Here is a 13,225-nt window from a genome sequence, read left to right on the forward strand (position 1 = left end):
CCGGGTGGCGGTTGTGTGGCAACGAAAAGGGCCCTCCCCGCCGCAGCGGGGAGGGCCCTTGGGTCAGAAGATCAACCCAGCTTCGCGAACCCCGGCTTCAGCTTCTCCAGCACCCACGGGATGTCCAGCACCGTCGGGTAGCGCAGCGCCGAGATGGTCTGCATGTCGGTCACCAGGTAGTTGCCCGCCTTGATGCCGGACACCAGCTGGTTGCTCTCGAACGCCTGCTGCAGGTCCGGCGAGGTGAAGGCGACGATCACCAGATCGGCGGCGAGCTTGTCGTACTGCTCCGGCGTCAGCGTGCCCGTCGGGCTGCCGGACTCGTTCTTCGACGCGTCGGCCACCGCCGGGCTCAGCTTGAGGCCCGTCGACTGCAGCAGCTGCACCGCGAAGTCCTTTTCGGACGCCAGGGTGAACATCTTGCCCGCCGTGTTGCCCACCGACGCGGTGAACGTCTTGCCCGCGGCAGCCGGGTGCTGGGCCTTCACCTGGTCGATCGCGGCCTGGGCCGAGGCCTTCACCGCAGCCGCCTCGCCGGTCTTGCCCAGCGCCTGGGCGACCACGTCCACGTGCTCCTGCCACGTCTGCGCGCCCCACTCGGTCGCGTACCCGATCGTCGGCGCGATCTTGGCCAGGTTTTCGTACTCCTGCTCCAGGCCGTAGTCCGCGGTGGCCAGGATCAGGTCCGGCGTCAGCGCGCCGACCTGCTCGGCGTTGACCCCGCTCGCCGCGTCGATGATCTGCGTCTTGGCCGGGTCGATCTTGCCCTGCAGCCACGGCGGCACGCTCGCCGAGCCGTCCTTGCTGAAGTACGCGACCGGGGTGACGCCGAGAGCCACCGCCGCGTCGAGATCATCACTCGACGTGCCGATCACGACCACCCGCTGCGGGGCCTTCTCGATCTTCGTGGTGCCGAACTTGTGCGTGATGCTCACCGGGAAGGCCGACGCGTCGGCACTCGCTGAGGACGCCGTCTGCGTCGACGAATCCTGCACATTGCCACACGCCACGAGCCCGAGGCCGAGCACGCCCGCGACCGAAACGGCCACGAGCGAGCGGAGTCCGGGCAGGCGAACCCTGCGAGACATGGCAACACCCTTTCGAAGGAACTGCGACAAAGTGCGCCAAGTCAAGCAAGGCTAACCTAAGGAATCAACCCCGCAGCTTGCGACGCGGATCACCCCGGAACCGCGTTCACCCAGCTACGCGCAGGTCCCAGCCCTCCGGCAGCCCCCGAACCTTGGCCACTTCGTGATCTGCCTCGACGTGCACGGTCAGCTCCCCGAGCCGCAGATCCGACAACCGCACCCGGCCCCACTGCCCCGGCAGGTGCGGGCGCACCGCCAGCCGCTGCTGCGGAACGTGCGGTTCGAGCCCGAGGAACGACCGCACCAGCAGCAGCGGCGCCGCGCTCGCCCACGCCTGCGGTGAACACGACGTCGGGTAGGGGATCGGCGGGCTGAACTCCGACCGCGAGAACCCGCAGAACAGCTCGGGCAGCCGCCCGCCGAACGACGCCGCCGCGTCGAGCAGCCCGGTCGCCAGCCGCTGCGCCAGGTCCACCGCGCCCGGCAGGTGCGCGTACCGCAGCAGCCCGGCCACCGCGATCGCCGTGTCGTGCGGCCACACCGAACCGTTGTGGTAGCTCATCGGGTTGTAGGCGCCCATCGCCGAGGACAGCGTCCGCAGCCCGTACCCGCTGTCCATCTCCGGCCGGCTGAGCCGCTCGATCAGCACGGCCGCGTGCTCGTCGGTCGCGATGCCCGACCACAGGCAGTGCGCGGTGTTGCTGGTCAACGCGTCCAGCGGCTGCTTGCGCCCGTCCAGCGCGACGGCGTACCAGCCCTGGTCCGGCAGCCAGAACGCCTCCGCGAACCGCTCCCGCAACCGTTCGGCCCGCTCGCGGCAGCGCGCGGAGGTGGCCGGGTCGTTGAACGCGTCGGCCAGCTCGGCGCGCGCCAGCCAGGCCGCGTAGGCGTAGCCCTGGACCTCGCACAACGCGATCGGCGTGGTCGCCAGCCGCCCGGCCGCGTCGTTGATGCCGTCGAAGCTGTCCTTCCAGCCCTGGTTGAGCAGGCCGCGGTCGGTCGCCCGCCGGTACTCGACGAACCCGTCGCCGTCGCGGTCGCCGTAGCGCTCCAGCCACTCCAGAGCCGCGTCGGCCGCCGGCAGCAGCGCCCGCACCGCGGTCTCGCCCGCACCCCAGCGCCAGCACTCGGCCAGCAGCATGACGAACAACGGCGACGCGTCCACCGTGCCGTAGTAGTGGCTGCCGCCGAGCACCTGGTCGCTGTCCGGGCCGAGCCGCAGCTCGTGCAGGATCCGCCCGGGTTCCTCCTCGGTCAGCGGGTCGACGCGCTTGCCCTGCAGCTCCGCCAGCGTCTCCAGCGTGCCCAGCGCGAGGCCGACGTCCAGCGGCAGCGCCATCCACGCGGTGAGCAGGCTGTCCCGGCCGAACAGGGTCATGAACCACGGCGCGCCGGCCGCGACGAACGGGCGGCCGTCCTGGCTGCTGTCGTGGATCTGCAACGCGCCGAGGTCGCTTTCGGTGCGCTGCAACACCTGCGTGAGCACCGGGTCGTCGGCGGCGATCACCGTGCTCACGTCGCGCCAGGCGCGGATCTTGCGTGCCGGGCCGCTCGCCTCGACCTCCTCGCCGCGGTCGAACTGCGGCCGCACCCGCCGGTTCCCGACGGTCGGCTGCACCACGATCTCGGTCGACCACTCACCGCGCGCGGGCACGACGACGCGCCAGTTCAGCACGCCGGGCGCGGTGAGCGGGTCGGCGGTGGCGCTCACCGACAGGCCACGCGAGCCGTCGGACCGGTCGCGCAGCAGTTCCGACCCGGCCACGGTGGCGTCCGCCCCGCCGTGCGCGGGACGGCCCTCCTTGACCGCGAACAGGTCCGAGAAGTCCGCGTCGACGTGCAGGGTCAGCGTCGCGACGGTGTTCTCCCGGCCCAGGTTCCGCAGCGTGATCGTCTCCCGCAGGCCGTCGCCGACCAGGCGTTCCCGCACCAGCAGCAGCGTGCTGTCGGCCTGGCCCGGCTTCGGGTTGCGGCGCAGCACGAACTGCGCCGCGAACGCCTCCGGCGAGAGGACCGACAGCGGGTGCGGGGCCTGCCCGTCCAGCCGCAGCTCCCACCGCGAGATCAGCCGCGCGTCCCGGAAGAACAGGCCGTGCGAGGTGCCCGGCTGGATGTCGCCGTTCGTGCCGGACAGGCAGAACGTGCTGCCCTCGACGAGCGTGACCGTGCCGCCCGCGCTGGTCACGGGCACCGGTTCGCCGGCGTTGAACGCCTCCGGCGTCATGGCCGTCCTCCGGATGGCTGCAGGGCGGGGCCGTCGTTGTCCATCTGGTCGTACGCGCGGTCGAGCGCCGAGTCCAGTGCCGCGTAGTCCCGCCGCAGGCGGCTGACCTCGACCGCCCGCCGGTACGCGGCCTCGTAACCCGCGCCCAGCCCGCCGATGTCGAAGTGCTCGGCGACGTGGGCGCGGCACTTCGCCGGGTCGAGGTGGCGGACGTCGCGCAGGGCCTGCGCCAGGTCGGCGGGGTCGTCGCGCACCAGTCCGGTGACGCCGTCGACCACGACCTCCGGCACCGCGCCCGACCGCAGCGCCACGACCGGCGTGCCGCACGCCATCGCCTCGATCATGACCATCCCGAACGGCTCCTCCCACTGGATCGGGAAGAGCAGGCAGCGGGCCTTGGCGAGCAGCTCGCGCTTCGCGGTCGCGTCGGCGACGCCGAACACGTGGTCGTTCTCGGTGAGCCGCGGCCGGACCTCCCGCTCGAAGTACTCCTTCTCGATCGGCTCGGCGCACTTGCCGGCCAGCACCAGCCGCAGCCCGGCGCGGTGCGCGGCCTCCAGCGCCAGGTGCGGCGCCTTGTCCGGGTGGAACCGGCCGAGGAACAGCGCGTAGTCGTCCTTTTCGGACTCGAACGGCCAGTCGGCCAGCCGCAGTGCGTTGTGGACGGTGCCGATCCAGTTCAGGTCCGGCGCCAGCTCTCGCTGCCGGTTGCTGATCGCCACCAGGTGCACGTCGTCGCCCAGTTCGGCGTAGTAGCGCGCCATGTCCTCGCCCACCGGGCCGTGCACGGTCGCCACCGTCGGCACACCGTAAGCGGGGGCGTTGAGCGGCCCGGCCAGCGAGTGGTCGTGCACCACGTCGACACCCTCGGTCGCGGCGAGGCGCTGCACGGCCCGGCGGGCGGCGATCGCGTGCATGACCTCGGGTAGGGCTCGCCCAGCAGCTCCGGGACGGTGCGGTCCCACACCGGCACGAACCGCGCCTTGGTGCCGGGGCGGCCGGCCCCGATCAGGGTGACCTGGTGCCCGCGGTCGACGAGGGCGTCCGCGAGGTCGGCGACCACCGCCTCGACCCCGCCGTACGCCTTGGGCGGAACGTCGAAGTAGGGCGGGACGACCATCGCCACGCGGAGCGGGCGGTCGGGGTCGTCGCGGCGCACGGCGGCGTGCGAAACAGATCGGGCCTTCCACGCGGGGCGATGCGCGCTGCTCAAGCTGCCTCCTCGGACCGTCTATGCAATTAGCACTCTCCTGTTAAGAGTGCTAATACAGCGGTGATCGCCTCGGCAAGCTCCGGGTGGGCGAGATCTGCGTCACACGGTGATCCGCCGGGCCGCGAGGACGCCAGCGAGGCCGAGCACCGCGGTGCCGGCGAAGACCGCCAGGAACGCGGGGGTCACCGCACCCTGGGCGGCGATGAGCGCGCCGCCCAGTCCACTCGCGACCGCCGTCGCCAGGGTCTGTGCCAGCTGGAGCGCCGCGCTGACCGATCCCTGCTGGCCGTCCGCGGCACGGCCGAGCGTTTCGGTGGTGGCGGCGTTGAACGCGACACCCATGCCGAACCCGCCGATCACCCAGCCGAGCACCGCGAGCAGCCCGGGGCCGACGAGCACGCCGTAGGCCAGCACGGCCACCCCGGCCACCAGGACCGCGAAGCCCAGCCCCACGGCCGCCCGCCGGTTGCGGTCCCACTTCGCCTGCACCGCGGAGCCGGCCACCCAGCTCAGCGCCCCGGCCGACAGCCCCAGCCCGGCCTCGAACGCGCTCACGTGCCGCAGCTCGGTCAGCCCCAGCGGCAGGAACGCCTCCGTGCCGAAGTACACCGCGCACAGCAGGAACCGCACGACCACCCCGGCCGGCACCCCGCGCCGGACGGTGAGGGTCCCGGCCGGGGTGACGTGCCGCAGCGCGACCACGGCGAGAACCAGCCCGGCCGCGGCGAGCGGGACCAGCACCGCGGCGGTGTGGAGTTCCAGCGCGGCCAGGACGACGGCGGTGCCCGCGGCGAGTGCGACGCTGGCGACCAGCGGACGCCAGCGGGAGCCGTCCGGCGCCGGGGTGGCCGGCGTGGTCAGGCCGGGGAGCGTGCACCAGGCCGCGATCGCGGCGAGCGGGATCATGGCCAGGAACACCCACCGCCAGCCGATCGTGCTCGCCACCGCCGCCGCGACGACCGGGCCGACCAGGGACGGAATCGTCCAGGCCGAGGACAGCAGCGCGAACATGCGGGCACGCAGGCGTTCCGGGTAGACCAGCCCGATCAAGGTGTAGGCCATCGCCATCACCGCGCCGACGCCGAGGCCCTGCGTGAACCGGCCGAGCAGGAACAGCGTCCACGACGGGGCGAGACCGGCCAGCGCGCTGCCGAGCGCGAACGCGATCACCCCGGCGGCCAGTGGGCGGGCCGGCCCGCCGCGGTCGGCGGCGTGACCGGCGAGGACGGTGCCGACGATGTTCGCCAGCATCAGCGCGGCCAGCGCCCAGCCGTAGGAGCCGAGGCCGCCGAGCAGGCGGGAGATGTCCGGGAGGATGGTCGCCACGCCGAGGGACTCGAGCGCGACCAGTCCGACGGTGAGCACGATGCCGACGGTGCGAGCCCGGTAGCGGGGCGAGAGCACACCCTCGGAAGTCGAGGAGACAGTCATGGCGGCAATTATGTTCCGTATCGGAACGGAATGGAAGTGCTAGGATGGGCCCTGTGACGAGCACCCGGGCGGGACGGCCACGCGACGAGCGCATCGACGGGGCTGTCCGCGAGGCGACGGTGGACCTGCTGAACGAGGTGGGCTACGCGGGCCTCACGCTGGAAGCCGTGGCGAGCCGGGCGGGCACGAGCAAGCCCGCGTTGCGCCGCCGGTGGCGCGGGCGCCAGCACCTGGTCGTCGACGCACTGGTGGCCACCGTCGGCGCGGTGCCCACGCCGGACACCGGGTGCACGCGCTGCGATCTCATCGCCGGGATCCGGACGCTCAGCGAGGCCTTCACCACCAGGATCGGACGGCGCGTGCTGCCCGCCCTGGTCGCCGACCTCGCCGACGATCCGGAACTTTCGGCGGTGTTCCTGCGCGACTACTTCCACACGCGACGGGCGTCCACCGCGCAGGCCCTGCGCCGGGGCATCGAGCGCGGCGACCTCGACCCGGACCTCGACCTGGGTCTCGTGCTCGACATGCTGGCATCCACCACCTACTACCGCGTCCTCTTCGGACACCTACCGGTCACCGGGAACCTGGCGGAGCAGGTGGTGGACGTGGTGCTGGCCGGGGTGGTCACGCCGCGGTGGCGCGGCTGCGGTCACTGACCGGCGTCGCCGGGACGGACCAGACCGGTCTCGTAGGCGATGTGCACCAGCTGCGCGCGATCCCGGGCGTCCAGTTTGGACAGCAGGCGGCTCACGTAGGTGCGGGTGGTGGCCGGGCTCAGGAACAGCCGCCCGGCGATCTCGTCGTTGGACCGGCCCGCGGCGACCTCGGCGAGCAGCTCCCGTTCCCGCCCGGTCAGGTGCGCCAGCCGCGCCGGGTCGGTCCGGTGCCCCCGCGCAACCGCCGCCATCACGCGCCGGGTCACCGACGGCGACAGCAACGCCTCCCCGCCGGCCACCGTGCGCACGGCCGCCCGCAGGTCGCCGGGCTCGGTGTTCTTGAGCAGGAAACCCGAGGCCCCGGCGCGGATCGCGTCGAGGATGTGCTCGTCGGTGTCGAAGGTGGTCAACACGACGACCCGCACGGCGCGCAACCGCGGGTCGGCGACGATGCGCCGCGTGGCCTCGATGCCGTCCACGCCGGGCATGCGGATGTCCATCAGCACGACGTCCGGCCGCGCGGTCAGCGCGAGCGTCACCGCCTCCGCGCCATCGGCGGCCTCGCCCACGACGGTGATGTCGTCGGCGCGGGCGAGCAGCGCGAACAGGCCGGCCCGCATCAGGTGCTGGTCGTCGGCGAGCGCCACCCGGATCATCGCGGCTCCACCGGCAGGCTCGCGTCGATCCGGAAACCCGCGCCCGGGCGGGAATCCAGCGCCACCGACCCGCCCAGCAGTTCGGCCCGGTCCCGCATCCCGTCCAGCCCGCGGCCGGTGCGGACCGGCAGTTCGGCGCCGGCGCCGTCGTCGCGGACCTGGATCCGCAGCCGGTCCGGTTCGTACCGCACCCGCACCTCCGCCTTGCTCGCCCGGGCGTGGCGGAGACAGTTGGTCAGGGCCTCCTGCACGATCCGGTACGCCGTCGTGTCCACCGCGGCGGGCAACGCGACCGGTTCGCCCTCGGTGGACACGGTCACCGCCAGACCACTTCGGACGGTCGCGGTGACCAGGGCGTCCAGGTGCCGCAGGCTGCCCACCGGGGCGCGGCCGGAGTCGTCGGTCAGCAGGCCGAGCGTGGTGCGCAGGTCGTGGGCGGCTTCGTCGGCGGCCAGCCGCAGGGTCGTCAGCGCGGAGCGGGCCGCGTCCGGATCGTCGTCCAGCGCCTCGGCGGCAACGCTGGCCTGCACCGACACCACGGCCAGCGTGTGCCCGACGGCGTCGTGCAGGTCCCGCGCGATCCGCAGCCGTTCCTCCTCGACCCGGCGCCGGGCCTCCCACTCCCGTTCCGCGGCCGCCTGCCGCGCGGTGCGGCGCTGTTCGGCGCGCAACGCCCCCAGCGCGATCGCGCTCAGCATCAGCCCGACCGTCGACGCCAGCTCGAAGCCCAGCAGGTAGTCCGGGTTCTCGCCCTGCCGCAACCGGAAGACCGTGCTGACCAGCACCAACGCCGCCGCCACCACCGCCGCGACGCGCGCCTTCCCGGCTTCGGCCGCGGAGAACAGGGCCGCCGCGACGGGCAGCGCCAGCCCGACCGGCGGGTACCCGGCCGCGTAGTAGGCGAGCAGCCCGGCCGTCGTCGCGGCCAGCGCCAGCACCGGGAACCGGCGGCGCACGAGCATGAGCGCGCCGAGGCACAGCGCGAACAGGTACGCCACCGGATCGGGTGCCCGCGCGCCGCCGAGGTCCATCGCGATGGCGACGGCCACCACGGTGGAGGTCGCGACCCCGAGAGCGGCGTCGGCGAGCACCCGCTTTCGCTCGCTCACCTGGTGAGAATAGCCAGGCCGGCGCCGTCGCACAGTCGTCGGATGTTGACTGTTCCGTCGCTTGCGGACGGACGACGGGCGGCGCGGATCCGCCTACGTTGGGCGCCATGAGAACCCTGGGTGTCGCCATCCTCGGCCTGTTCGTCGGCCTCGCGGTGGGATTTCTGGTCTTCAGCGAACTCGTCGGGCGGCTCGCCGCGCGGGACGGCCAGGTCGACGCGCCCTGGACGTTCGTGATCGGCTTCGGGCCACAACTGCTCGCCGTCGCGGGCGCTGTCGTCGCCGTGCTGATCGACCAGCGGAGGCGGAACCGATGAACCTGTCCCGGCGCGGCCTGTTCCGGGTCACCGCGGCCGGCCTGCTGGTGGCGGGCTGCGCGAGCGGCGGCTCGAACACCGAGACCGAGTCCAGCGCGGGCACGCTGTTGCGCAGCGCGGCGAAGCTGCCCGAGCCGTTCACCGTGCCGCTGCCGGTGCCGCCGGTGCTGCGACCGGTCCGGCCCGGCCACTACGAGATCACCCAGCGGGCCGCCGACGTGGAGATCCTGCCCGGCCTGCGCACGACGGTCTGGGGTTACGACGGCATCTTCCCCGGCCCCACGATCGAAACCCGCCGCGGGCAGACCACCGTCGTGCGGCACCGCAACGAGCTGGGCGTGCCCGTGGTGGTGCACCTGCACGGCGGCCGGACCCCGCCCGAGCACGACGGCTACCCGCTGGACCTGGTCGCACCCGGCGCGGCGCGCGAGTACGTCTATCCGCTGGACCAGCCGGCGGCCACGCTCTGGTACCACGACCACCGGGCCGACTTCACCGGCCCGCAGGTCTACCGCGGTCTCGCCGGGTTCCACCTGATCCGCGACGACGAGGAGGACGCGCTGCCCCTGCCGCGTGGCGAGCGGGAGGTGCCGCTGATGATCACCGACCGGTCGTTCGCCGCCGACGGTTCCTTCGCCTACCCCTCGGTCGATCCGTCACTGCTCGGCGAGCCCGGGGTGACCGACGATTTCGTCAGCGGTGTGCTCGGCGACTGCATCCTGGTCAACGGCGCGCCCTGGCCGGTGATGGAGGTGGACGCGGCCCGCTACCGGTTCCGGATCCTCAACGCCTCCAACGCCCGCCGCTACCGGCTCGCGCTGGACCCGCCGGGGCCGGGGTTCGTGCAGATCGGCGGCGACCAGGGGCTGCTCGCCGCGCCGGTCCGGCACGACCAGCTGCAGATCGCGCAGGCCGAACGGTACGACGTGGTGATCGACTTCTCGGCGTACCAGCCGGGCCAGGAGGTCACGCTGCTGAACCGGCTGGGCGAGGACGGCACGGCGCGCGTGATGCGGTTCGTGGTCACCCGGCGGGCGGCCGATGACAGCGCCATCCCGGACCGGCTGGCCGATGTCCGGCCGCTGTCCCGCGCGGACGCGGTGGTGGAGCGCGAGTTCACGTTCCGCCGCGGCGGGGCCGAGCACCACGGGATGACACTGTGGACGGTCAACGGGATGCCGTTCAGCGCCGACGGGGTCGTGGCCGAGCCGGCGCTGGGCACGGTCGAGCTGTGGCGGTTGCGGGCGCAGAACGTGCCGCACCCGATCCACATCCACCTCGCGCCGTTCCAGATCCCGGGCACGGCGCACGGCTGGAAGGACACGGTCGACCTGGGCAACGGTGACCAGGCCGAGGTGCTCGTCCGGTTCGAGGGCTACCGCGGGAAGTACGTGATGCACTGCCACAACCTCGAACACGAGGACATGATGATGATGGCGAACTTCGTGGTGCGGTGATCACTCCTCGCCGTCGAACTCGAAGGCCTCTTCCAGCATCTCGCCCATGACCATGCCGCCCACGACACCCGCGGCCGCGCCGGCGACCACGCCGCCCATGCCCATCCCGCGGCCGTGGTGCCCGTGGTGGTGGCCGCCGAAGGCCGGGTTGCCGAACGCGGAGTGCCCGCCGCGCTGGGCGGCCTCGGCCAGCCACTGGCCGATCAGCGCGGCCCAGTCGGCGGTCTCCGCGTCCTGGTGCGGCATCTGGAAGCGGCCGAACGAGTCGCCGCCGGCCTGCATGAAGCGGCCCCGGCGGTCGGCCTCGAGGACGACGGCCAGATCGTGCGGTCCGGCGACGAACGTCAGCTCGACCTCGTTGATCCGCCCGGCGAACTCGGCGGGCGGGAAGAACTCGATCTCCTGGTAGAAACCCAGCTCCTGGCGCACGCCGTAGAGGCGGCCGGCCTCCACGTCGGCGTTGCGGAACCGGAAGCCGAGCTGGCCGAAGGCGTCCAGCACCCGGTCCTGCGACGGCAGGGGGTGCACGTGGACCGGGTCGAGGTCACCCTTGTCCGGCGCGCCCGCGATCACCAGCTCGGTCCGCACGCCGACGGCCATGCCGTGCAGCAGCGTGTCCCCGACCGCGGTGATGGGCGTCTCCCACGGCAGCCGCAGCTCGAACGGCACGGTGACCAGCTGACCGGCCGGCACCCGCACCCCCTGCTGCACCAGCTGGCGGTGGAACTCGCCGGTGGCCGCGGACTCGTGCCCGCCGCGCTCGATCTCGACCCGCGTGACCAGCGACAGGACGACCTGGTCGATGGCCGCGTCGGCGCTCCCGCCCTGGATCCGGACCTGCCCCGTGACCACCTGACCGGGCACCGCATGGGGCGAGTCGAGCACGGTGTCGACCGACGGCCCACCGACGCCGAAGGCGCTGAGCATCCGCTTGAACATGAACGGGTTCCTCCTGGGATCCAGACAAATCAGGCTCAAGATCGAGACTACCGGCAACCGCCCGCGAGTCCCACGCTCCCGCGCGCGAGTCCCACGTTCCCGCGCGCGAGTCCCACGTTCCGGCGCGCGAGTCCCACGTTCCCGCGCGCGAGTCCCACGTTCCGGCGCGCGAGTCCCACGTTCCGGCGCGTGAGTCCCACGTTCCCGGACGGCACTGAACGTGGGACTCGCGGTACCGAATGTGGGACTCGCGGTACTGAATGTGGGACTCGCGGTACTGAATGTGGGACTCGCGGTACTGAATGTGGGACTCGCGGTACTGAATGTGGGACTCGCGGTGGGTCAGGAGCCCAGGTATCGCAGCACGGCCAGCACCCGCCGGCTGTACCCGGTCGTATGGCTCAGCCCCAGCTTGTCGAAGATCGCGTTCACGTGCTTCTCCACCGCGGACTGCGACACGTACAGCTCGGCCGCGATGCCGGCGTTCGTGTGCCCCTCGGCCATCTTCGCCAGCACCTCGCGCTCCCGGGCGGTCAGCGTCGCGAGCGGGTCGGCGTGCGTGGTGCGCGCCAGCAGCCGCCGGACGACCTCCGGGTCGAACGCCGCCCCGCCGGACCCCACCCGCTCCAGCGCGTCGAGGAACTCGCCGACCTGCATCACCCGGTCCTTGAGCAGGTACCCGACCCGCCCGCCGTCGTCGGTGATCAGTTCCGTCGCGTAGCGCTTCTCGACGTACTGGGACAGCACCAGCACCCCGACCTCCGGCCACTGCCGCCGGATCTCCAGCGCCGCCCGCAATCCCTCGTCGGTGTGGTCGGGCGGCATCCGGATGTCGGTCACCACCACGTCCGGCCGCACCCGGGACACCTCGTCGAGCAGCTCCGTCGCGTTGCCGACCGCGGCGAGCACCTCGTGGCCCTCCTCGGCGAGCAGCCGGATCAGGCCCTCGCGCAGCAGGGTCGAGTCCTCGGCCAGGATCACGCGCACGGCAGCTCCGCCCGCACGACCGTCGGCCCGCCGGCCGGACTGTCCACAGTGAACACCCCGTCCGCCGCGCCGACCCGCCGGGCCAGCCCGGACAAGCCGTTGCCGTCCGGCCGCGCGCCGCCCACGCCGTCATCGCTGATGGTCACGGTCAGCATCCTGCCGGTCCGCCCCACGGCGATGTCGATCCGGCTCGCCGCCGCGTGCTTGATCGCGTTCGTGACCGCCTCCGACGCGACGAAGTAGGCGACGGTCTCGGTCGCCGGATCCACCCGCTCGTCCAGCGCGTACGACAGCCCGACCGGCAGGCTCGACCGCTCCGCCAGCGCCTCCAGCGCCGTGCCCAGACCGCCTTCGTCCAGCGCGATCGGGTACACCCGCCACGCGACGTCCCGCAGTTCCTGCAGCGCCAGCTGGGTCTCCTCGTGCGCCTGCCGCAACAGCGCCTCCGCCCGTTCCGGGTCCTTCGCGCGGCGGGCGCGGCCGAGCAGCATGCCCAGCGACACGATCCGCTGCTGCACCCCGTCGTGCAGGTCGCGCTCGATGCGCCGCCGCTCGTCGTTCACCGCCTCGACCACCTCGGCCCGGCTGTGGGTCAGCGCGTCGACGCGGCGCTGCAGCCGTTCCTGTTTCGTGGGCCCGAAGAAGTGGTGCGCGAGCCGGCGTTCCAGCGCGACGACCCCGATGAGCCCCTGCACCGCCAGGAAGACCAGCAACACGCCGATCAACAGCAGTCCGGGCGCGTCGTACCAGTCCTGGTCCTCGCCGATCGGGTCGCCGCCGCCCAGCGGGTGCCCGCTGATCAGCTGCCACACCATGATCCCGGCCGCCGCCACCCCCAGCGCGATCAGCACGAAGATGCCCGCCCCGAGCCCGCCCACCACACTGCGCGTGCCGAGGTAGCGCAGGGCACGCGAGTCCCGGTAGTCGTCCGAGGTGGGGTAGTCCAGGTACCGCCGCAGCCGCGACCGGTCCCGCTCGGCGAACCAGCGCGTGGCCCCGAACACGGCGGGGCGCGCGGCCGGCACGGCGAGGGCGAGCGTCGCCACGATCACGAAGACCGCCTCGGCGAACGCGCTCAGCCCACCGAGCGCCAGCCCCGCCGTCACCCGCATCGCGCGGCGCACGTCCACTGTGGGCATATCCCGAGG

General features: G+C 72.9%; 11 protein-coding genes and 1 pseudogene. 3 read left to right on the plus strand and 9 right to left on the minus strand.

The features are described from left to right. Positions 1-71: 71 nt before the first annotated feature. The 4 genes and pseudogenes from L1857_RS05500 to L1857_RS05520 form a co-directional block, all read right to left on the minus strand. Positions 72-1,088 (minus strand): ABC transporter substrate-binding protein, encoded by a 1,017-nt coding sequence (locus tag L1857_RS05500; RefSeq protein WP_240323154.1) that lies wholly within the window; start codon positions 1,086-1,088, stop codon positions 72-74. Positions 1,089-1,194: 106 nt separating this feature from the next. Next, entirely contained in the window at positions 1,195-3,312 is a 2,118-nt protein-coding gene (locus tag L1857_RS05505) for an amylo-alpha-1,6-glucosidase (RefSeq protein ID WP_249464595.1), read from the minus strand. Beyond that, positions 3,309-4,471 (minus strand): annotated as a pseudogene (locus L1857_RS05510) (glycosyltransferase family 4 protein). The gene L1857_RS05505 and the pseudogene L1857_RS05510 overlap by 4 nt, the downstream one beginning before the upstream one ends. Before the next feature lie 153 nt (positions 4,472-4,624). Continuing rightward, a complete protein-coding gene (locus L1857_RS05520; protein WP_249464598.1) occupies positions 4,625-5,956 on the minus strand; it encodes an MFS transporter in 1,332 nt (443 codons plus the stop codon). A gap of 53 nt (positions 5,957-6,009) precedes the next feature. Here L1857_RS05520 and L1857_RS05525 point away from each other — a divergent pair, with 53 nt between their 5' ends. Beyond that, positions 6,010-6,612 (plus strand): TetR/AcrR family transcriptional regulator, encoded by a 603-nt coding sequence (locus L1857_RS05525; protein WP_094003858.1) that lies wholly within the window; start codon positions 6,010-6,012, stop codon positions 6,610-6,612. Here the strand turns inward: L1857_RS05525 and L1857_RS05530 are convergent. Continuing rightward, positions 6,606-7,268, minus strand: coding sequence for a response regulator (locus L1857_RS05530; protein ID WP_249464601.1), 663 nt, complete (start codon positions 7,266-7,268; stop codon positions 6,606-6,608). The genes L1857_RS05525 and L1857_RS05530 overlap by 7 nt on opposite strands. Next, positions 7,265-8,377, minus strand: coding sequence for a sensor histidine kinase (locus tag L1857_RS05535; RefSeq protein WP_249464603.1), 1,113 nt, complete (start codon positions 8,375-8,377; stop codon positions 7,265-7,267). The genes L1857_RS05530 and L1857_RS05535 overlap by 4 nt, the downstream gene beginning before the upstream one ends. A 107-nt stretch (positions 8,378-8,484) precedes the next feature. On the opposite strand from L1857_RS05535, the gene L1857_RS05540 reads away from it, so the two are divergent. Both L1857_RS05540 and L1857_RS05545 read left to right on the plus strand, forming a co-directional pair. Then, a complete protein-coding gene (locus L1857_RS05540) occupies positions 8,485-8,694 on the plus strand; it encodes a DUF5957 family protein (protein WP_094003861.1) in 210 nt (69 codons plus the stop codon). Next, complete coding sequence (locus L1857_RS05545; protein WP_094003862.1) at positions 8,691-10,151, plus strand: multicopper oxidase family protein; 1,461 nt, start codon at positions 8,691-8,693, stop codon at positions 10,149-10,151. Before L1857_RS05540 ends, L1857_RS05545 begins: the two co-directional genes overlap by 4 nt. On the opposite strand, the gene L1857_RS05550 is transcribed toward L1857_RS05545, so the two are convergent. The 3 genes from L1857_RS05550 to L1857_RS05560 form a co-directional block, all read right to left on the minus strand. After that, a complete protein-coding gene (locus L1857_RS05550) occupies positions 10,152-11,090 on the minus strand; it encodes a sporulation protein (protein WP_094003863.1) in 939 nt (312 codons plus the stop codon). It lies immediately after the preceding gene. Between the two features lie 342 nt (positions 11,091-11,432). Next, on the minus strand, positions 11,433-12,077 hold the full coding sequence (locus L1857_RS05555; RefSeq protein WP_094003864.1) for a response regulator transcription factor: 645 nt from the start codon (positions 12,075-12,077) through the stop codon (positions 11,433-11,435). Further along, on the minus strand, positions 12,068-13,216 hold the full coding sequence (locus L1857_RS05560; protein ID WP_094003865.1) for a sensor histidine kinase: 1,149 nt from the start codon (positions 13,214-13,216) through the stop codon (positions 12,068-12,070). Before L1857_RS05560 ends, L1857_RS05555 begins: the two co-directional genes overlap by 10 nt. Between the last annotated feature and the right edge of the window lie 9 nt (positions 13,217-13,225).

It is taken from the genome of Amycolatopsis thermalba, assembly GCF_023376025.1.
GTDB classification, from domain to species: Bacteria; Actinomycetota; Actinomycetes; order Mycobacteriales; family Pseudonocardiaceae; genus Amycolatopsis_E; species Amycolatopsis_E thermalba.